The sequence below is a fragment of the Sphingobacterium cellulitidis genome (genome assembly GCF_043187465.1).
Lineage (GTDB): Bacteria > Bacteroidota > Bacteroidia > Sphingobacteriales > Sphingobacteriaceae > Sphingobacterium > Sphingobacterium cellulitidis.
This window is the reverse complement of sequence record NZ_CP171136.1, coordinates 1,829,668-1,850,177: the sequence shown is the minus strand read 5'-3', so window position 1 is coordinate 1,850,177 and position 20,510 is coordinate 1,829,668. Positions and strand designations below refer to the sequence as shown.

Below are 20,510 nucleotides of genomic sequence, written 5' to 3'. Positions count from 1 at the left end.
AAGTCTAAGGATAAAAAAAATCGTTAATAGCCAAAATCCCCATAGCGCTATCGATAAACGTGGATAGCGCTATTATATTTCTACGCAGGTAATAACCAATGAGTATCTAAAAATGTAAACCTAGATTTCAAGTATACCATCATCTGCTCTATTGTTGGCTCATTGTTGGAATATATTGAAGCCCACTTAGCTATATCTGCCTCATACATTTCCCGCGGTACATGTTTAGTATGATTGACATAATAAGGCATTAAGTTCTCTACTGTCAAGAACCCATTTCTCCTGTACTTAGTGTACATTGCCTTTATCTCTGGTGCATATCTGGTTTTAAACGTCCCCCATCCATCAGCATTGGATACCCAGTTGGAAAAAGTTAATATACTCTGGCTTCCAGTACTACCTAGCACGTGGTCCATATCGTATGGTATTATGGCCCAGTGTTTGCTATCCCATGTTATAAGGTTAACATTGTTGCCGTCTATGTCCCAGTGACCAAAAACTTCTATTATTATAGCGTACACAACCCAGTAAGGCAGTATTATATAATCAGCGTGTTCTGTCCATCTAGTATTAATCTGGCTAGTAAAATCGAATAACCTAGTTATGTTGGCTAAGACAACTGGGTCTGGTATGACATCTCCGACGCCGCGCGAAATCTCACCACCGTACCCTTCCATTTTAGGGCTTTTAGCCTCCCACTCTGTATGGTTGAATGGCTCTGATATCCTTGACGAATATGTAAGAGAATCCAGGTATATATGATCTTTATTCTCGTTATCTAAAGCGTAATTCTCTCTAGTCTTTTTGAGCCTAAGTGTATATAAACCATAAAAAGAACCTCTATTGAACAGCCCAACTACAATACCATCAGTGTGATATTTAGCGTCTGATATCCAAGCTTCATTTTTTCTAGGCGATGGGTTAAGGGCAATGACCTTGTTGTTTACTTTGTTTAAAGGATATTCAAAGGTGGCTAACATGGCTCTCCATACCCTGCCTGTACAAACATCCTTAGATTGGGTCCTGTCCGTAGCGTATGATTTTAAGTGGAAACTATCGGTGCTTATGAGATCGCCTATCTTAACTTTCAGTTTCTTGTCCTCTGAATTTAATAGATCAAACGTAAACCCTTTTTTAAGGTAATTCGCGGTAAAATGACCTTGTATACTCATTTTGCACTTAGATTGTAATACTGGTTTTCCGTTAACCATAAACCTAGCAGTCCCACTTGTTTTGGTTCTGTTGTCAGACGCGTCTGTAGGTATTTCTATGTCCAAGTGAATCTCCATGAAGTCTGGCCTATCTATAAAAACCTCCCTTAATTCAGTTAATGCAGTATCTCCTGCCTTAGCCATTTCATATACGTCTTGTACTGATATTTCCCCTATTTGCTTATTAATAAGGGTAAGTTTTGGAGTATATCTAGCTAGTGGCTCGCCTCTTAGAGTTAATCTAATATAGTCTATACCCCTGTCCATGGGTAAATCTACCTGACGATTGTTTAACTGAACACCGTCATTTACACCTGCAAATGAAGAGTTGAATATCCAAACGCCTTCATCTGGATTCCCGTTAGAACCTCTTTTGTACCCAGCTAACGAGCCTCCCACAATGTTCAATACGGCCGTAAGTTCTACTGAATTGAATCCGGCTATATCTATATTTTGTGACTGCAAAGATAGGCCGGGCCAAGAAACAGGTTTTAGTTGATTATCTTGAAATCCGTCTATCATCCCCGTATTAGACATTGTCAGTGTTATATCCTTCTTATTCTTAATAGACTTAACCGACGTTGCATCGACTAATTTTTGAGCGTCACTCTCTCTTACTTCTGGTCCTGTAATAAAAACCTTCCTAGGTTCTTTAGGCCAATATCGGCTGCCAGAGTGCCCCTGAAAAGATACATAAGTGTCCGTGTCTATAGTTATTTCAAAAGGGACGTAACTGCCTTCCGAAAAAGGAAATTCCATTAATGGGCCTATATAACTAGAAATGTCTTCGGAAGAAAAAGCGTTTATAAGTGCTTTAGAACTGTCACTTAGTAATAATCCGCTAATAGTGCTTCCGGCTTTAAATAGTTTAGGTTGAGTATAATTAAACCCTCCGTCGTTATTAAAGTTCCCGTTCTTATCTATATACCCAGACCTCCAATTCAATTCGTTACTTATATCTGTTTTGACGTAAGATGTTTTCCACCTATCGGCCTGTCTCTTTATACGAGCGTCCAGATATGCAGCGTCAACTTCCTTCTTTAGTGACGTGTTAGGGTTTGTGGGTCTAAGCAATATACTGTACCCAGATAAAGATCTATCTTTAGGAAAATTCAGAGCTAGATATCCGTCGTTAGTTATTTGCACCGTCTTTCCTTGACTACCACCCGGCCCCATAACACCAAAAGTTTGTAGGGGGTTTTTTATTTCAGTAGTAGCATACACCCCAGCAAAAAATGCCCCGTCGTAACCGAACCAATAAATATCTGCAGTAGTTCCTGCTCCTACCTTAACGGTCGCATATCTCATACCAGCGTTTTCAGATATACCAGTGCCGTACGAGTTTATAAACCAATCATCAGTCCACTTTAGATCGTTAATAGCATCATATGGCAGTACGTCTACTATCCATTTTTCATCATCACCGCCTCCTACTTTTTCAATCCATTTAACCGAGGTACCTGGTACATCCGCAGCCACAGCTGATTGTCCTGGAGCAAGTTCAAAAAGTCTCTTATCATAGAATACCTGTGCACCATTGGAATATGCCTGTGCCGCCCAGTCCGTAGCGGACTTGCCGTCAGCACCCTTGGGAAGCGGAGACTCATCTACTTTTGTCCATGTATTGGTTGCGCCTTCACCAAAAAGTTTTACAATACTATATGCTGGAACAGAAATAGGAGGTGCACCTGGATAAGTCAGGGTTTTTCCGGTAGGACCTCCCAATACCTCCAGATAAACATTGCCAGTACCTAGGGCAGGAAGTACATTCCCGTTCAACTTCAGGGCGCCGCCGACCTGTTTTGCAGTTTCGGTTGCAACCTCGCTCAGGCCGATAGCACCGCCCAAACCATCATGCTTGACTGCCACCAAGCCATGGATATTATCCGCAGGCTCCAGTGGTGTATTCTGATCTAAAACAAAATTACTCATAGCTTGTCCTTACTAAAATTCTTTGATTTTTATTGATTATAAAATACCTGCGACCGCCGTCCACCAGGTAGGCAAACTGCTGACTGACGCCATGGTTATCTTCTGCGCGCAGGACGAACCTCGCCGAGGTCTCCGAATCGATCCCAACATTGATAAAGTTCCAGTCAACTATCTCCTTGTACCGCAATTTGAAGGCTTCGCCCCATTCCAGGATCTGAAAGGAGAATTCCCCATTGATACCTATCAGTTCCAGAAATTGCCTTTTCTTGAGCCTAAAATCCTCCATGGTATCGGCCTTTATCAAAAAAGGGATGTCGATGGTCCTTGGAGAGAGCACGAATGGAGCGCTCTGGTCATAGTCCTTTCCGGGCTCTTCGAACCATTCATTATAGAAGGGCTCTTTAGGTGCCGCGGGAACTTCAAAAGCATCCAGCCCACCTTCCTCCAGGCAGATTCCAAAGGCCTGCTCCAGGTCATAGTTATTGATCATGATATCAACCCCCGGCATAGATTCCTCCTTTCGTATTTTTCCCTATATTCCTTAGTTCCGACACGACGTTCTTGAGTTCGCTGACCGTATCTTTCGTGTTTTGTTCGATCGCCTTGAGGTACTTGACCTGTTCGATGATCTGGCCATAGGTCCTGCTTTCAAAATCCAAAGCAGAGAGAACGGCATTGAGCTGCTGCTTGGCCAGGTCGAACCTGGCACGCTCGAAGCCAAGGATGGCAGATGCCGTATCTTCGCTAACTGTCCGGTTTATCCTTCCCGCTTCGGCTCCGAGACTTCCGGAGCTACCGATTTTCTTGCCGGTAACTTTTTCGATTTCCTTGATGGCATCAATGCCGGACTGGACGATATCCTCGTAACCCTCGCGGAACTTATTGATCTCATCTTCCGAAAGTCCATCCTTGGCATCCTGTCTGAATTTCTCCACCAGTTCCTTCAATGGCGCATCCAGGGCAGTGTAGGACATGGCCGAGAGCAATGCGTCTCCGATCATATCCTCCAGGTCTGTGGAGAAGTCCTTGACGGCACGACGTCCGTCCTTCAGGCCTTCCTTGATCTTTCCCGAAATGGATTCAGCCGTAAGTCCTCCGCTCATCCTGTCGAGCTGTTCCAGGTCCAGGGCCGCTGCCGAATCTCCGAGTTCGTCCATTTCCTGCTTGGAGGCGCGGAGCATCTCGAAGAGCTTGCGCGTGGATTCGGTCAGTTTGTTGGTTTCGTAGAGCTTTTCGAGTTCCTCATAGGAATAACCCCCGATGCCCTTGGTTATGTCGACCACCCGGGTCTTCTTGCCGATTCCCAAAAATCCACCGTACCTTTCGGTGCGCTGACCGGTGATCTGCTGTCCCTCTCGCTGGATTCTGTCCAGTAGGCTTTCAAAGTCGTTTGATGCCGCTGCGGATTGGTTCTTCAGCAGTTCTTGCTGGAGCTTCAGTTCCTCCAGCGTCAGATCGTTGATATCTTGCTGTGACCTGGCACGTTCCCGGAGCAATCTGTTGTGCTCCATTTCACCCTCCAGGACAGAGAGCTTGTACTCCCGCATCTCCTCAGCGGCTTTCCTTGCGGATTCCTTGGACGCCTTGAAAATACCTATCACTCCGGATACCACTGAAGATACCGCACTTACGATCTGTCCTGCAGGTCCGGCAATTCCGGCAATTGCGCTAATGGATCCAAGGAGCCCACCGCCACCATCCGCCTTGTTCTTGTTATAGTTGTCGATGCCTTTCTTTAGGTCATCGAATCCGGTCTTGATGTTTGCAGTTGCCCGTAGCACATTTGACAGTACACCGATCATGTCACCCAGTTCCTGGTTGACAGATGATACACTGGATGCTATGCTGGAGAATTCGTCCGCAACTTTATTGATCCTTTCTGGCAACCTGCCTGATAGCGAAGTTTCTGCTTCCTTTATAGCTGCTTCAATCTTCTTTCTCTCTTCAGCGGACATGGCCGTATCCGAGGCGAGCATTTTCTTGGCATTGGCGATAACCTTGCGGGCCGATGCATCCGAAAGCTTTTCGATTCCGGAAAACAGGTCCTTATAGGAGGTGAGCTTCTGGACGTTGGCATCGTCCAACTGTTCGATCTGCTCCTTGTAGTGTTTTTCAAAAGCTGCAATTTCTTCTACAGATGCTTCTTTTGGAATTTTTGTCCGCTCTTCTTCATATTTGGCAACCAAGTTCTTTCTTGCCTGTTCATATCCGATGAGAAGCGCGAGCAGTTCGGTGTTCTTTTTCTGTTCGGCGTCTTTTTCTGAAACCATTGACTTTTTGATACCTTCAGCTCGTTCCTGCTGGATCTTTGTTGCCTTTCCCTTGTCCACGGCATCGAACGCTTCGGCTTCCTGTTTCGCTATAGAATTCAGGTAGGATGAAAAGGTTTCGAAGCCTCCAAGCTCATCCCTAAACCTTTCATCTGCCTTTTCCTTTCCTAGCTTGTTCCTGTAATCCTCATATTCTGACCATAGACGTTTCTGAACCTCGATCTGTTTTGTGATCTTCTTGGTCTCCTGAATATAGGTTACCTCGCTAACTGCCCTTTCCTGGATCGGATCCAATTGGGAAACATCGATAGTACTGACAGGTTTGAATCCCTTTTTGGAGGCATTCTTTTCATTGTACTTCTGTATCTCGTCGTTTTCCTTTTCAATGATCCTCCGGACTTCGGCAAACTTGTCCCTGACCGCCTGTATCTCCGCTTCATCCGATTCCATGGATTTGCGTGCATATTCTCTGTCCAGGTCTACAATCTTCTGGTAAGCTTCCGTCCTAGAGGATACGATCCTGTCGAAAAGATTCTCCATTTGGGATACAGTTTTGTCCTTATCTTCCTTGAAATCGAACTCTAAACCGTTCTTTTTGATAAAATCCTCAATATCATCCTGGGATTCCTTCCACAGTCCCTTGAGTCGTTCTGCGGTTTCCTGGAAAGGTTTTGCGGCCTCCTCACGGTTTCTTTTGGCATTTGCGGTGTACATATCCTCACCTTTGACATTCTTGAGCCCCTTATTTTTTGTGCCGCTCATGATATAACTCACGGTTTCCTCGTCCGACTTAGCAAGTTCTTCAGCAGCCTTACCCATCTGCTCGGTATATTTTGAGACCAGGACAGCTGCTTTGGCTTTCTTGAACATTAACTCGATATATCTATCTCCGTTCTTGAGCATCCTTTCCTCAGCGGTATTGAAGTCCTGTGTCTTTCCAAGGACCTTTCCTAGGCCGTCGTTATAGGATTTGAGTGCGGTCTCCTTTGAGATTACGCCCTCTTTTGCAAGATTGAATTTCCTGCGCATTTCCTCAACATCGATGGTAGCCCGAGCAATTGCCTGGCCCGCCGCACCCATTCCTGCAGCTAAAAGTTTGTTTGCTTCTTTCAAACTGTCCAAAGAGGCCTTTGCACCCATAACCCGCTTCACCCAATCGCCGATCTCTTTACCGTATACTGTAAGGATGGTTATAGCTGCCATCATCGCAGTCTGCCAGCTAAAGATTCCAGAAACAAACTGCTTCCAAACTGGAGTAGCTTTCTGACCGGAAGCGATCAAGGCCTGATTCGCGGCTCGTAACCTGTTTATCTCATCAATGGCAATTGGCACATTGTTAGAAATGGCCATAAAACCAGTCTGGAAAGAATAGGTAAAGGCAGGCAATTCACGTGTTATCTGATTTATACTGTTCTGTAGGCCGTTCCATTTTTGAGGATTGACATTGGGATTCAGGGCATCCATACCGATCGATTTGATCCGAGCCATTTCTTCCAGGGTATTCTTAAGTTTTGCGTTGTATTCAGCAATAACCTTTGGATCCATCGAAGTCTCAACGATCCTACCATAGGATTCCGCCTGGATCTTGAGGCTCTCAAAATTCTTTACAAGCAGTCCAACATTACTGATATTCTTATTTATTCCCTCAGTAACTTTCTTTTCAACGGTTTCGATAGACTGTCCGACCCCTTCAATGGCTTTCTTGCTATTCTCCATTCCCGCCTTGAGGGATTCGTTGTCGACCGTCCAGCCTACACCAAGTTCTACCTTATCCATTGTTGTACCTTTCTCTGTGTTTCTTGATATCTTCCTTGCTTACCTTTTGGATCATTTCAGATTTTTTGATGAGTCGTATCTGGTCCGCCAGATAGAGCTGGAGGTTTGCCCAGCTGATCCCTTCCATCATATAATCGTGCGTCCATCCTTTTTTGTCGCTCACCATGTTAAAAAGTCCCCAAGGGCTATTCATGCCAACGGCAATTAACTCCTCTTGGTCATCGGCCCCGATTTTTTTGGAGGGGTCAGCATTTTCCCCCGAATCAATCTGGTAGTATTCATAAAATCCTCAAGCCCTCCGTGCAATATCACAATCTGCAACAGAGTGAGCGCTTCAGCTGCCGACATGGATTCCATGAGCCATCTGGAAAAAGGTTTCATGAACAGCCTGGTCAGCATCCTGTTTCCCAGGAAAAGACAGGCAAGTGCATTGTAAATGAACCTCCCATATTTTACCTTGAAGAGCAGGGCTTCCTCCAGGGATACCCCTTCGAGCTTTTCCAAAGGGAGCTGGCACATCAGGTACCATCTGCCCATCCTGGTCAGGGCACCAGCAGTCGGCACCCTGAGGATCAGGGAGACCGTTTTCCAACCGAAGACCCTTAACAGCAAAGGGGCACGAACTTTTACCCTCACGCCCCTTTGCAGTATAGTTTCGGTTGCATGTAGTTCAACCGTATTCTTGTCCATATCCCTTCAGGTTAGTCGGTCCACTGCACATCGGCAACTGCCGGAAGGTTCGTACTCTTGACAGTGGCCACGACCGGGATCACCACGATATCCGTATCGTTCAGGTTTGAAGCCAATCTGGCAGCGCAGCCTGCGTTAGGGATTGTGATCTTGGATCCGTCCTCAAGATCGAAGATCAGGGCCTTAACGGTTTCGTTAACCTGTGTCTTAGGTCTGTTCCAGGAATCCTTTGTGTCTACGGTTGTCTTGGTACCGCCCAGCCATTCAACCTTTGAGTCCGCTGAGGTGTCCATAATCGAGAATGCGACCGTCATCTGGGACCTTGCGTATCTTGTTACCTTAGGTGTTGGATCTCCCTGCTTGAAATGGGGCGTCATCTGTTTTTCCGGATCGTCGATAACGATCGTGTCCTGATAGATGTCGATTTCCTTCAGGCCGGTGATCGCTCCGGTAGTAACGTTCATCAGACCGATCTGTGCACGGATACATCCATATTGATATTTTGGCATTTTCTATTGGATTAAGTTATAGATTCGGTTATTTCTCCTTTTTGTCTTCAGGATCTACGTCTCCTTCAGGACCTTTACCTTCCGCGGGATCGCTTTCCCCTGTTGGGTCCGGATCCTGGGCGCCACCAGTTGCCTGGGCGTCCTTTTTTGAAGACTCAATAAGCCTCGCTTTTTCAGCTTCTACCTTTTCCTTTACGTTCTTGGTAGAGGCATTGGGTTTCGGTAAGTTTCCGAAAAGTTTCTCGTGCTCGGCAAACAGCTCTTCGCGCTCTTTCTTTTTGATATCTTCCGGATTCTCCTCAGCCTTTGCGGACTTGATATGGTCCGAGCGTTTTACCGTCTGAACTTCGGAGTCCTCAAGGCTCTTTGCATGCGCCTTGGCGTTTGCGATATCGGTGAACATCTGATCGTCCGAGGTGACGTGAAGCACCTCAACTTTACTGTGGGATCCGAAAGCGAACTTCAGTCTTTCGTCCCTTGTTTCTTGGTTCTTATTTCCCATTTTCTGTGGATTTAAAACAGTTTTAATTATCTTTTAAATATTGAAAGCGCTAGCAGGATTCCGCCGACAGCAAATAGCCAGGCATACCAGGGAATATCAAACCCTTCGGTCTGCTTCCCTTTGTCCATACTTTCCTTTTTTACCTCACCTCCCTGCACGGTCTCCGAAGACCCGCGGATATTGGTGGAGTCCCTTTCACTGATGGCCTGATCGTTCCTTTCTTTCCTGTTTCCGGATTGTTCTATCTGGGCATCCTCGGCAGTACCCTCGATCTTCCCCTCGGGAGAGATCGTTCCGGTAAAGCCCGATAGCCTGATAAGGTTCTTCCAGTCCGATTCGATAAGGACCGAGCCATTGATTCCCCTGGTGGAGACTGCCACGAGATCTACGTTGTTGATTCCACGGTTTACATAGGAGCTGTCATATGAGCTCTTGAGCACGTGGCTGTTCCTGGTCTTACATCCGACCAGGGAAAATAGCAACAGCATTATCAAACCTAAATTCTTCATATTACCACCTTGCCTTTGTTCCCCTTATGTCGTAATGGACAAAATTTGGATAGATTCCTATTCCACCCTGTACCATCCTTCCTTCAAGGATCAGCTTTTCGATGACCGCTGCCAATTGTTTAGGGTTGTATCCCTTGGCGTTTATGTCACCGGCTTCAGCTGTCAGGTGCTTCGATTCCGGAGCGCCCCCGACCTTCCTGTTATGCGAAGGGGTCCTGTAACCGCTGCCGGTTATCGTGACCGGAACTCCAAGGTAATCCCGAAGGACCTGCAGGTTCTCGGCCAAACGCAAGAGGTTGCCGTGGTATTTTTCAGGAACCTTGGTTCCGTCCTTGCAGTCAAATTCCTCAGAGGAAAAATTCTCTGTCAGTTTCATGAGCTTTAGTTCAATAGATTTTGGATCTTGTCCTGGATCTTGCGGATCCAGTGTGTCTTTTCCTTACCCGATATCACCGACAGGTTCTCAAGGACGCTGACGATGTTCTCCAGTACGATCTGAATGGTCAGGAACAGGTGCATCCAGTGGAATACCGTATATGCAAGTTCCTGGTCCGTTACCTTGAAGCCATTGGCCATCGTATTGGTCACGAAGATCAGGACAAGGTAATAGGCTACCTTGAAAGAGAACCTGGAGAGCTTCATCGATGAGAACTTCTCCTTGCGGATCTTACTGGCAATTATTCCGCTGGATAGTTCAGCGACCATGATTACCAGAAGGGCAAGGAAAGCAAGTGCATCCAGGCCGAACATGACCTGTACCACCACGATCACGGAGCTAAGGGTAATCCCCATTGCCGTTATGTGTTCATACTTGGTCGATGGCGCCAACGAACTGGCCAGATCAGTCCAGCCGTTGTATGCAAATGTCCTCAGGATCTTTTCAAAGTAGCCCATTGTGATTTCTTTAAGCACCGGTTACGATAGCACCGATCGCTTCCAATCTGATCGGAAGTACGATGAAGTAATGGCGATAGTTCAATCGATGCGACTGTCCGGTTGTGTCAGGCTTGTCATAGTACTGTTTCAGGATACCAGTCTTCTTGCCCACATTGTCCTCATAGAAGGCAATGGATGCTTTCTTGTCGGTCGGACCCGGAACCGCTCCATAGGCCAACTTAGCTCCGGCAGCAGTATAATGAGGGTTCCCCACGTAGCTATAGGTTTTGAACCCGGCCAAAATCCCTGAAATCTTTCCGGAATTCTTGTCCGCATACAATGCTGCAGCATATTTTTCCGATGTCAACAGCACATTCGCATGATCGGGAGCAAGGACCAGACGTCTACCTTCCTCTGGAACTTCCAGTTCGTCGAACTTGCCCTTCAGGGACACGATCGCATTATAGACCTGTTCCGCAGTTGCATTTGCAGGAATGGTTACAACAGGTGTGGAAGCACTATTTGCAGCTGGGGCTAGCGCATGGATCGCTTTTTTGTACTTGGTACGGTTTATTGCCTTTACGTGACCACCAGCAGCACTGTCGATCTTGTTATACGATGCTCCCAATGCAGCGTCCTCACTAATCCTTGTGGACTTGGTCTGGAACTTGTCAAGGTTAATGACCTTGGATCCGTCCGTATGCTCCTGTACGTCGATCGGATACGTTGTATTGTTGACCAATACATCCGGAGTGAACGTTTCTAATGGTACGTGGATCGAATTCTGGTCGGTGATGGGATCTACCATGATCACGACGTCCAGTTCTTCGATACCGTCCAAGAAATCCGCTTTATGCGATGTTGACAGCAACTGTCTCACGCGGCCTTGCCAAGCTTCTGGAAAATTTTGTGGCATTTTATTTTAGTTTAAATTTTGATACTTGTGTTAATTATCCTTTGGGATCGATCTTTCCTAGCTCCAAAGCTTTTGGTAATCCGCTGGATTTTCATCCTTGAACCGAACCTTTTGCTCGGCCGAAAGCGCAAAGAATTCCTCCTGCGTTTTGGGAGCCGTAAGTACCCCTGCCGGTGCTCCTTTTCCACTTGCAGAAAGCTCAACTTTTTTTGGAAGCTTGGTGATGATGTTCTTTGCCGAATCCAGGCCCAGTGCCACGAAGTCCGCCTTCTGGTCGGCCGTGATCTGGCCATCGACGATAGCCTGGTCCACCAGTGCAGTGAGCTGTGCGCCTTCCTGCTCTTTAAACTTGGCTTGCAATGATTCCCTCAAGGTCTTTTCAGATGCATGGGAAGCCTTTTCCTTTGACAGTTCCGCACCCAGCTTTACGAATGCATCGCTGATCGATTCATCGGTGTCACCGATGTTGATCGCTGCTAATGCCAGAACCTGGGCAGCAGCTGCTGATAAAATGATCTTACTCATTGGTTTCTCTATTTTAATTTGATTTTGAATTGTGCCGGGTCTTGATGCCGAAAGCAGGAAAGCCTCGGCCTTTTCCTTGCTGAGCTCTTCTCCATCGGCAAACAGCTTTACGGTAAGGCTGTTCTTGTTGGATGGGATATCGACAACGCTTGCCTCCCAGACCTCTGCATGCTTCATCCATAACTTTCCTTCCTGATCCTGGATGAATTCTGTCTTGTCGGTAATGTTCAGGTATAGGGAAGCTCCATTGAGGAAACCCCTTTCCGTCTTTCCACCGATCCTTGCCGATTCGGGATCATCCATATCGAATTCGGGAACCGCCAAGAGTTGAGGTCCTTTAAAATCGATTTCCTTCCAGAGACCATGGACCTCACCGCGCCTGTGCATATAGAGCAGTACAGGATTTCCCTTGAACCGGGATAGGTCCAAGGTCGAATGGTCCACGTAGAAACCGTGATGGTTCGGAATGGAGGAGTCACTTAGTACGAAGGATTTTGCCATCTGTTTTTGCCTAAAAGATTTTTACTCTGTGGAACAAAGGTGCCCTGAACCGGACAAGGGAGGTAATAGTTGTGCAATCCTTGCACGATTATTTAATAAACAGCCACTTAAGGGAGACTTTTGGAGCCAAAAGGACAGAACATGGCGATCACAAAATCACAGGCAAAGGAAATTGCCAAGACCCTCTATGTAAAGGACGACCTGCACCAGAAGGTCATTGCCGAGCGTGTCGGTGTGACCGAAAAGACGATCGGAAAATGGATCAGTGAAGGAGAATGGAAGAAACTGAAGACCTCGCTTCTCACCACCAAGGAGAACCAGATCTCCAATCTTTACAGTCAGCTTGAAAAGATCAATACAGAGATCAATACCAGGCCGATAACATACGATATTCCAGCATATCTCCTGAAGCCGGTAAAACTGAAGAACACGGACGGAACGGATAGCCTTTCCTACCCAAAATACAATCCGAAAGACTTTCCTGTAAAACTTGGAAACTTTCCCACAAATGGAGAGGCGGACATTATTTCCAAGATCACCTCTTCCATTAAAAAGCTAGAGACCGAAACTGGCCTTGGGGAAACTTTCTCTGTCGTAAAGGAGCTGTTAAGCCTTATCCAGCAAGAAGACCTTGACCTCGCAAAAAGAGTGACCATATATTGTGATACGCTGATCCAAACCAAGAGCAAAAATGCTAAGTAACATTGACAAGAGGTACCTAGAAGAATGGGAAAAGTTCAAGGAGAACATCAACCGCGCTACACCCATTGATATAGATGAGCCGGTCCAGGACAAAAAGAAGAGGATCGAAAAACTCGAGAAAGATCCAGAAGAGTGGTTCAAATATTATTTTCCGCATTACTGTACCGCGGAGCCAGCTCCGTTCCACATACTGTCAACAAAGAAGGTTCTGGCAAATCCGGAGTATTACCTTGTGAGATCATGGTCACGGGAATTGGCAAAGTCTGCTCGAACCATGATGGAAGTACTTTTCTTGGTACTGACCGGAAAGAAGAGCAATGTCCTTCTTGTCTCAAATTCCTTTAATAATGCGACCAGGCTGCTTTTACCCTATAAGGTAAATCTTGAAACGAACAACAGGATAATCAATGATTATGGCAAACAGGAATCGATTGCTGGGTGGGAAGCACATGAGTTCAAGACCAAAAAAGGCAGATCCTTCCGAGCTCTGGGATCCGGGCAATCTCCTCGTGGTACAAGAAACGATGCCGTGCGCCCGGACGTGATCCTGGTTGATGATATCGATACCGACCAGGACTGCAGGAACAAGGATATCATCAAAGAATCAGTTGAATGGATCGAATCGGCATTGATACCGACCCGGTCTATCTCGGAACCCCTGCTCTTGATAGCATGTGGAAACCTTATTGCAAAATATTGCTGCATTACCGAAATGGCGAAGAAAGCTGACCGCCATGAAGTGATCAATATCCGGGACAATAATGGCAACAGCACCTGGCCATCAAAGAACACGGAGGAAATGATCGACCGTGTACTAAAAACGATCGGACATACCGCACGTGAAAGGGAATACTACAATAACCCAATAGTTGAGGGAACAACTTTCAAAAGGGTCAAATATGCGAAAGCTCCCCTTTTGAGAACATGTGAAATGACAGTGATCTATGCTGATCCCTCCACTTCCAACAAGGATAAGCCGAAAGGTAAGAGTGCAGGAAAACGGTCCTATAAATCTGTCCAGGTGATCGGATATAAGAACCATAGGTTCTTCACATACTGGATAAGGTTAAGGCAGGTGGGCAATAAAGATTTTGTCAACTGGCTTTATCAGGCATATGAATTCTGCAAGAAGCAAGGGGTTGATACGGTGAATATCTGGATCGAGAACAATTCCCTTCAGGATCCGCACTACGAACAGGTGATAAAACCACAAATTGAGCAAAAGGCAAAAGATGATTGCATCGATATGATCTCTGTAAGAAAGGATACCAGGAATAAACCTGAAAAATTTGAACGGATTGATGGAACTCTCCAGCCACTCGATGAGGATGACAGGATCCTCTTTGATGAGAGACTGAAGGATACCGAGGACATGGAGACCATGGAAGATCAGTGGATAAGCGTATCTCCCGATGCCAAGATAATCGATGGACCGGATTGCCAGGAAGGTGGCGTTTGGAAGATACTTAACAGACAAGTTCACAATACCGGAAAAGGCTATGCCTCGGGACCACGCGCTGACAGAAAATATTAACAATAAAGAAATGAAGAGATTCTATAAGATTCTGATCCTGGGAGCCGGGTTGCTCTCGGGTCTGGTGCCGCAGGTGGCAAGATCCTCAGGCACGAACGTAATCGTGGAGAGACAGGTCAAGGACGATGTCCGCAAACCCATCGAAAACAGGCACGCTATCCTGATCGGAGGCCTGCCGGTGTTGTCCGATAGGATTTACGGAAACTTTGGAATGACCCCAAAGGAGTACGGGATCCGCTACGGAAACGGTGCGAGCAGGAAGGCAAAGGTCAACCGAAAACACCGCTGCCATATCCAGAAACTCAAAAGATCGAGGGGGTAACCATGGCATATTTAGTAGGTGAAGAGCTGGACTCGCTGATCAGGGAGTTCAAGATCAAGCACATCTCTGATGGCAATCCTGAAAATATAGTTATTGCAATCAGCACGGCTATATCGGAAGTGCGCAGCAGGCTCACTTCAAAGAATGACAGGTCCCTCCAGGACGGAAGGATGAAGTACGATACCCAGGCGATTTTTTCAGCTGAAGGAAATGACAGGCATCCGCTCATCCTGAACCTGACAAAGGTTGTGGCCATCTGGTGGCTGATCCCAAGGAATAATGCCGGCATCGATTACGAGGTTATTAGGGATAGGTATTCTGCCGCCGTTGAGTTCCTGAAGGACCTTGCATCCGGAGAGGCAAACGATCTCACACTCCCGGTACTGGAAGATCCGGTGGATGAAGAGGGAAACCCGATCAGCTCCGCAAAGCCGTTCAGAATGGGATCAAGAAAAAAATTCAATCACGAATAGACAAAGCTACATATGTCAACAAGAACGAACAGCAGGATAGGAAGGACAACTGCACCGGCCGTACTGCCCCACAAGCTAAAGAGCGTAAGCCAGGCACGTAAGGACATCAAGGACCTGAAGATCGCAAAGGCAATGGCCCTGGATGCGGAGAACCCGAGCAACTGGCTCCTGCAGTCATTGCTCAACAACATCATGGACGACAATCACCTTGAATCCCAGGTTTCCGGAAGGAAAGAACAGGTATTCTCTTCTGACCACCAGATTTACCTGCCCAACGGCTCAGTGGACAAGGGGGCTACGATATGGACCAGGAATTCCCAGACAACGCCGATGTTCGTGGAGAGCATCCTGGACTCCACATATTACGGTTATTCCATTTGCCAATTGGCCTATGACAAAGATGGAAAACTGGAACTGGAGGACCTACCCAGAAAGAATGCCGTTCCCCAGCTCGGGATATGGTATGAGGACTACAACGATCCGACGGTTCCGATCTATTACCGAGATATGAGGGAATTCGGGCTGTGGATTTTCGAATTCAACAAGCACAACCTGGGCAAGGAGTACCTGGGACTCCTGGTAAAGGCCATCGCACATGCATTGATGAAACGCTTTGCCCAGTCTTGTTGGTCGGAGCTGTGCGAGATCTATGGCATACCGCCAAGGTTCATGAAGACCCATACCTCGGATCCGGGCATGCTCAATAGGGCCGACCAGATGATGAGGGACATGGGCGCCGCCGCATATTTCATCATCGACAAGGAAGAAGAGCTGGAGTTTGCACAGGGAGTATCTACTGACGGAAGCGTTTACCAGAACCTGATCACCCTTTGCAACAATGAGATGAGCCTGCTCATCTCTGGCGCAGTGATCGGCCAGGATACCAAGTACGGCAGCGAGAGCAAGGAGAAGGCGGCCCAGGACCTTCTATGGCTCAAGGTGCAGGCCGACATGAGAGACGTTCAGACGGTCTATTCCAACAAGGTGATACCAGCACTCGCAAAGCATGGGGTGGTTAAAGAAGGTTCTACCTTCCAATATGACAAGGCAGAGGATATCAACAAGTTGATGGAGATGGTGTCTAAACTGTTGCAGCACTATTACATTGATCCAAAGTGGATCTTCGAGAAGTTCGGAATTACCGTCCAGGACAGAAAGGTGGTCGAGCCTATCGAAGCGGAAAGAAAGCTCCATGCAGTTCCAGACCGTTTTTTCGACTGAGCCCCTTGGAATCCATAGTGGAGGACCGGGGGCATGATCCCATAGAGAATTATTACGGGTGCTGCAGGGGACACATAGAGCTACAGACCGAAATCCCTTCAGGATATGGAAGCTATATCGAAAAACTTGCCAGGGACCTCTTCCGGAAAAAGGCACTGGAAAAGGGTTTCGATCCGGAGCTTATCCGGATATATGGTGAACGGCTTTCAAAGGGAATCAAGAAAGGATTCGGGAGGGATTATTTTGAGGTAGACCTACAGGGACCCGACTATGGGATGCTGCACTCCCTGGATAAGAACGTCTGGCAGTTCAGTTCTGCAAAGACCTATTCACAGCTGAAGGAAATGTCCGATGCACTGAGAAAGCCCGACGGAACGCTGCGTACCTTCGATGAGTTCAGGATCCAGACGACCATGATCACCGGAAAGCACCTTCGTCACCTGAAGACCGAATACCGCACTGCGGTTAAGGGTGCAAATATGGCCGACAGATGGACAGGGATCCAGGAAAGGAAACACCTGTTTCCGCTATTGGAATTCATTGCCATTGAGGATGATCGCACCTCTCCACTGTGCCGGACGCTGAACGGTGTCATCCGGCCGGTGGACGATCCGTTCTGGTCGAAGTACTATCCTCCGAACCATTACAATTGCCGGAGCACCGTAAGGCAGATCAAGGACGGCGTGATCACGCCAGAGGAGGATATCCTCGAACCGGATATTCCGGAGATCTTCAAGGTGAACCTGGGACAGCGGGGCCTTGCCTTCCCTGAGGACCATGCCTATTTCGAGGAAATTCCGGAAGAGGTACTAAGAGAGTCCAGGCAGTTCTTTCCCTATGGCTTGCAGTTCGACTTACTTGAAGCCGAGACCGCGAAAGGGATAATTCGTCAACATTACATGGCGGATCCTTCGAAGGTAGACTATGGAATCGTGACCACAGTGGCCAGAGAACTTGCTTCGATGGAAAGCTCCATTGTCGATATCATGCCTGAAATCATGGATCCTGTGCACCGAAGGACGGTATTTCCGGACGCAAAGGGATTGACCAATCCGGACCTTAGGGTAGACAAGGTTCTTGTCGACGTAAAGTCGCCAACATCTGTGAAGTACAACGCCCTTAGAAGGGTCATTGATTCCGGCTATAGACAGGCGAATGTCGTGATCGTTGACCTTCCTTCTGAGTTGGGAACAAATGAGATGCTACGTGTGGTTGTCGGTAGGTTCATAGAGCACGAAAACTTGAAAGAGATCCAGTTCAGGATCAACGGTACATATTATATATACCGAAGAGGAAATAGGGAACCGCTTATAAAAAGCAATGGAGATCTCGCATAACAAAATCTCCATTGGGCAAGGCGCCCGTTTTCACAGACTCCCTAGCACAAATATACAAATAAATGAACAATCGGCAAACTATCGATCTTTTTTTTAGGGACTTCCAGGATAGAGCTTTGGAGGCCGAGAGGGACGTTCGACTTACGGTTGAGGCAATCCTGTTGGACACTACCCTGGAAAACTTCCAGAAGTCCGGATTCTTTGGTGAGAAGTGGAAAGACAGGAAGAGCAAGAAAAAAACGCATAAGCTTCTCCTTGATACCGAGGCCCTCAGGGACAGCGTGAAGATCATGCGGTCGCAGCCAGGTATGGTTGTGATCGGATCCCAATCACGTTATGCCGCAATCCACAACTATGGAGGGAAGATCAACCGTGCAGCAAGGTCTGAGACCTTTGTTCGCAACAGACACAAAAAAGGAAAGCTGGGAGAGATGTTCGGTGGAATGGGAGCCTTTAGCAAGGTCACGACACCTGGACGCGGGCAGAGTATCAGGGCACATTCGATTTCAATGCCCAGACGTCAATTCCTAGGAAGCCATCCCCAGCTCATCCAAAAATTAGAGGACGGCATCAGGGAAGTATTTTTATCAAAATTCAAATAGACATGAAAGAACTATTCTTATTGCTCAGGGAAAGACTGATGGAAATCCCGGGCATTGCATGGGTGGACCTGAACAAGGGTCAGATAAATATCAACCAGTTCGATACCCGGCCATCGATCGACTTTCCCGCGGTACTGTTGAACATCAGTTATCCAAGGACGAAAAAGCTATCCCGATTGGAACAGCAATGTGAAGTTTTGGTTGAGGTCACTATTGTTTTTGACTTTATGGACGACACCGATTCCATTACGCCGGACGTAATCCTGGAGGAAAGCCTTGAGGTTTACGATACGGTGGAGCTTGTGCACCGAAAGCTCCAAGGACTCATGGACGTAGAAGTGATACGGTCACCCTTACAGAGGACAGGGGTCAGGGACGTGCAACGCTCCGACAGGTTGAAGACCTTCGTTGCGATCTATGCTACAAACCAGATCCAATAAAAAAGCCCTCACCGGCGTATTCCGGGAGGGCGTTCCATCTATCTGTCCTGATTGCCCGAAAGGGCTCCTTTTAGTTATCAAGCAAAGAGCTCCAGCTGATTACTGGAATATTCGCTCGGTTTCATGGCCTTGATGTACATCCATTGCCTGTAGCTTATGAAGATGCCGTATTTAGGAAATACATTTGCAAGTATCCTCGTGTCGGGGATATCCCGCTCCTTGGCCTCATTGTATATCTGGACCATAAACCGGATACGCTTGTGATAATTCCTGCTGTTATAGGCCATTTATTGGATTGGAACGGAATATTATTCTGTAACGATACAAATCTACAAAATATTATATAAACAAAAAACCCCAACACTTTTGTGCTGAGGTTTTAACTTTTGGTGGATAATTGCCTTAAATTTTAGATAACTCTTCCTGATCAGGAAATTCAATATTTAGTTTATCCATGTACTTGCCATATAGGGATATTATTTCCTGGTATTTCTTTTTTCTGACTTCTGGGCTAGTAGGGTACTCCTTATGAATGAATTCTACATATCTCCAGATAAGTTTCTTTAAGATTTCCCTTGCTCGGTCTTCGTCATTAAAAGCAATGTGCATATTAATTTCGCTCAATAAAGTCTCTCTATCTTTAGAAGTGAACTTTGAATTGATTTTAGCTACATTTCTACAAAGAACAAAAAAGCATATCAACACGATAATTCCTAGAATTGCATAGATTATAAAAAATAGATCCATATTATTTAATAATTGATTTCTTCTAATTTAATAATTCATTTAATCAAATCCAATCAATAACATTTCCAAGTCTATCCTTCTTTGGAGTTAGCCCTTTCGATCGTAAATGGCTCCAATATTCCGGAACCTCCTCGGGTTTGAGCTTCGCTTCATAGTCCTTAGACCAGGTATCCGGATGTTTTGGTTTTTCCTTCAGTGCAATCTCCTGAAGGAGTTCATTGTAATATCTCACTAGGTTGGATACCGTGTGCTTTCCCTTGAAGAGAAAGTTCTGTGAGCTGAAGTAATGCTTCATGATCTCCGGAGTAATTTGGACACTTGATATCTTACCGCCATCGGATTTTGAAGCCTTGTATTTGATACCGTAATGTTTTTCGTACGACTGGCAGAAAAGGGCTATCTTCTTGTTTGCTGGGACCTCCTGGATTTCTTCAACCGCAAAACCTATTGTCTTGAACCTGTCAATATCCAATTTATAGGGAAGCAACCTAATGAAATGATCAAACTGGAATTCTGACATCGGAGTTTTAAAACCGATTTCAACATGGTTTAAAAAGCCGTTAAAATAGATGACCTGCACCGGCTCCTGGAGCTTCTTGCTTGTAAGTTTAAATATCTGTTTCATCGAATCCTATTCTTATCAATCTATCAAGTTCGGCAGCAATCAATGCTCCAGCGATAATTAACCTCTCTTTGTAAGGTTTCTGGATGATATTTGCTAAAATTTCTCTGTCCCAATTTTCGGGGTAATCATCAAAATCGTCTGCGTAATGATGTGGATATGCTAATGCAGATGCAACTTGCGCTAATTCTTTGAATCTATTTTCCTGCACATCACTCTCAATGGTTCTTCCATGCTTTTTTAATTGTTCCTCTCGCTCCCGGGCGATCAGTTCTAATCCTGATTTTTCCATT

Annotated in this window: 23 protein-coding genes; 8 read left to right on the top strand and 15 right to left on the bottom strand. The window is 46.3% G+C overall.

What is annotated here, in order from left to right; translation table 11 throughout:
* Nucleotides 1–80: 80 nt before the first annotated feature.
* From ACF3OC_RS08040 to ACF3OC_RS07985, 12 genes are all read right to left on the bottom strand, one after another.
* Nucleotides 81–3,143, bottom strand: a complete 3,063-nt coding sequence (locus ACF3OC_RS08040; RefSeq protein WP_392471321.1) for a hypothetical protein — start codon at nucleotides 3,141–3,143, stop codon at nucleotides 81–83.
* On the bottom strand, nucleotides 3,136–3,651 hold the full coding sequence (locus tag ACF3OC_RS08035; RefSeq protein WP_392471319.1) for a hypothetical protein: 516 nt from the start codon (nucleotides 3,649–3,651) through the stop codon (nucleotides 3,136–3,138). The genes ACF3OC_RS08040 and ACF3OC_RS08035 overlap by 8 nt, the downstream gene beginning before the upstream one ends.
* Complete coding sequence (locus ACF3OC_RS08030) at nucleotides 3,638–7,189, bottom strand: hypothetical protein (RefSeq protein WP_392471317.1); 3,552 nt, start codon at nucleotides 7,187–7,189, stop codon at nucleotides 3,638–3,640. Before ACF3OC_RS08030 ends, ACF3OC_RS08035 begins: the two co-directional genes overlap by 14 nt.
* Entirely contained in the window at nucleotides 7,182–7,382 is a 201-nt protein-coding gene (locus ACF3OC_RS08025; protein ID WP_392471315.1) for a hypothetical protein, read from the bottom strand. Before ACF3OC_RS08025 ends, ACF3OC_RS08030 begins: the two co-directional genes overlap by 8 nt.
* Nucleotides 7,383–7,393: 11 nt before the next feature.
* Entirely contained in the window at nucleotides 7,394–7,879 is a 486-nt protein-coding gene (locus tag ACF3OC_RS08020; RefSeq protein ID WP_392471314.1) for a hypothetical protein, read from the bottom strand.
* Between the two features lie 11 nt (nucleotides 7,880–7,890).
* Nucleotides 7,891–8,388 (bottom strand): hypothetical protein, encoded by a 498-nt coding sequence (locus ACF3OC_RS08015; RefSeq protein ID WP_392471312.1) that lies wholly within the window; start codon nucleotides 8,386–8,388, stop codon nucleotides 7,891–7,893.
* A gap of 28 nt (nucleotides 8,389–8,416) precedes the next feature.
* Nucleotides 8,417–8,890 (bottom strand): hypothetical protein, encoded by a 474-nt coding sequence (locus ACF3OC_RS08010; RefSeq protein WP_392471310.1) that lies wholly within the window; start codon nucleotides 8,888–8,890, stop codon nucleotides 8,417–8,419.
* A 26-nt stretch (nucleotides 8,891–8,916) separates the two neighbouring features.
* The gene (locus ACF3OC_RS08005; protein WP_392471309.1) at nucleotides 8,917–9,399 is read right to left on the bottom strand and encodes a hypothetical protein; all 483 of its coding nucleotides are present in this window, start codon (nucleotides 9,397–9,399) and stop codon (nucleotides 8,917–8,919) included.
* A 1-nt stretch (nucleotide 9,400) separates the two neighbouring features.
* Nucleotides 9,401–9,775 (bottom strand): YcbK family protein, encoded by a 375-nt coding sequence (locus tag ACF3OC_RS08000; RefSeq protein ID WP_392471307.1) that lies wholly within the window; start codon nucleotides 9,773–9,775, stop codon nucleotides 9,401–9,403.
* 5 nt (nucleotides 9,776–9,780) lie between these two features.
* A complete protein-coding gene (locus ACF3OC_RS07995) occupies nucleotides 9,781–10,293 on the bottom strand; it encodes a phage holin family protein (RefSeq protein WP_392471305.1) in 513 nt (170 codons plus the stop codon).
* Nucleotides 10,294–10,303: 10 nt separating this feature from the next.
* Nucleotides 10,304–10,729, bottom strand: coding sequence for a hypothetical protein (locus ACF3OC_RS07990; RefSeq protein WP_392471303.1), 426 nt, complete (start codon nucleotides 10,727–10,729; stop codon nucleotides 10,304–10,306).
* Between the two features lie 519 nt (nucleotides 10,730–11,248).
* Complete coding sequence (locus ACF3OC_RS07985; protein ID WP_392471301.1) at nucleotides 11,249–12,217, bottom strand: peptidase; 969 nt, start codon at nucleotides 12,215–12,217, stop codon at nucleotides 11,249–11,251.
* Nucleotides 12,218–12,358: 141 nt separating this feature from the next.
* Between ACF3OC_RS07985 and ACF3OC_RS07980 the strand changes: the two genes are divergently transcribed.
* The 8 genes from ACF3OC_RS07980 (at nucleotide 12,359) to ACF3OC_RS07945 (ending at nucleotide 18,848) form a co-directional block, all read left to right on the top strand.
* Complete coding sequence (locus tag ACF3OC_RS07980) at nucleotides 12,359–12,919, top strand: hypothetical protein (protein ID WP_392471300.1); 561 nt, start codon at nucleotides 12,359–12,361, stop codon at nucleotides 12,917–12,919.
* Nucleotides 12,909–14,453 carry a hypothetical protein gene (locus ACF3OC_RS07975; protein ID WP_353124172.1) on the top strand — a complete coding sequence of 515 codons (1,545 nt, stop codon included), beginning with the start codon at nucleotides 12,909–12,911 and terminating at the stop codon, nucleotides 14,451–14,453. The genes ACF3OC_RS07980 and ACF3OC_RS07975 overlap by 11 nt, the downstream gene beginning before the upstream one ends.
* Before the next feature lie 10 nt (nucleotides 14,454–14,463).
* Nucleotides 14,464–14,775 (top strand): hypothetical protein, encoded by a 312-nt coding sequence (locus tag ACF3OC_RS07970; RefSeq protein WP_392471298.1) that lies wholly within the window; start codon nucleotides 14,464–14,466, stop codon nucleotides 14,773–14,775.
* A gap of 2 nt (nucleotides 14,776–14,777) precedes the next feature.
* A complete protein-coding gene (locus tag ACF3OC_RS07965; protein WP_392471296.1) occupies nucleotides 14,778–15,248 on the top strand; it encodes a hypothetical protein in 471 nt (156 codons plus the stop codon).
* A 12-nt stretch (nucleotides 15,249–15,260) separates the two neighbouring features.
* Nucleotides 15,261–16,469 (top strand): DUF935 family protein, encoded by a 1,209-nt coding sequence (locus ACF3OC_RS07960; RefSeq protein WP_392471295.1) that lies wholly within the window; start codon nucleotides 15,261–15,263, stop codon nucleotides 16,467–16,469.
* A 5-nt stretch (nucleotides 16,470–16,474) separates the two neighbouring features.
* Nucleotides 16,475–17,806 (top strand): minor capsid protein, encoded by a 1,332-nt coding sequence (locus ACF3OC_RS07955; protein WP_392471293.1) that lies wholly within the window; start codon nucleotides 16,475–16,477, stop codon nucleotides 17,804–17,806.
* Between the two features lie 62 nt (nucleotides 17,807–17,868).
* Entirely contained in the window at nucleotides 17,869–18,408 is a 540-nt protein-coding gene (locus ACF3OC_RS07950) for a phage virion morphogenesis protein (RefSeq protein WP_392471292.1), read from the top strand.
* A 2-nt stretch (nucleotides 18,409–18,410) separates the two neighbouring features.
* Complete coding sequence (locus tag ACF3OC_RS07945) at nucleotides 18,411–18,848, top strand: hypothetical protein (protein WP_392471291.1); 438 nt, start codon at nucleotides 18,411–18,413, stop codon at nucleotides 18,846–18,848.
* A 402-nt stretch (nucleotides 18,849–19,250) separates the two neighbouring features.
* Here the strand turns inward: ACF3OC_RS07945 and ACF3OC_RS07940 are convergent, their stop codons facing one another.
* Genes ACF3OC_RS07940 through ACF3OC_RS07930 form a run of 3 tightly spaced genes read right to left on the bottom strand, consistent with a single transcriptional unit; the run spans nucleotide 19,251 to nucleotide 20,509 of the window.
* On the bottom strand, nucleotides 19,251–19,595 hold the full coding sequence (locus ACF3OC_RS07940; RefSeq protein ID WP_392471290.1) for a hypothetical protein: 345 nt from the start codon (nucleotides 19,593–19,595) through the stop codon (nucleotides 19,251–19,253).
* A 43-nt stretch (nucleotides 19,596–19,638) separates the two neighbouring features.
* On the bottom strand, nucleotides 19,639–20,220 hold the full coding sequence (locus ACF3OC_RS07935) for a hypothetical protein (protein ID WP_392471289.1): 582 nt from the start codon (nucleotides 20,218–20,220) through the stop codon (nucleotides 19,639–19,641).
* Nucleotides 20,204–20,509, bottom strand: coding sequence for a hypothetical protein (locus tag ACF3OC_RS07930; protein WP_392471288.1), 306 nt, complete (start codon nucleotides 20,507–20,509; stop codon nucleotides 20,204–20,206). The genes ACF3OC_RS07935 and ACF3OC_RS07930 overlap by 17 nt, the downstream gene beginning before the upstream one ends.
* Nucleotide 20,510 lies beyond the last annotated feature (1 nt).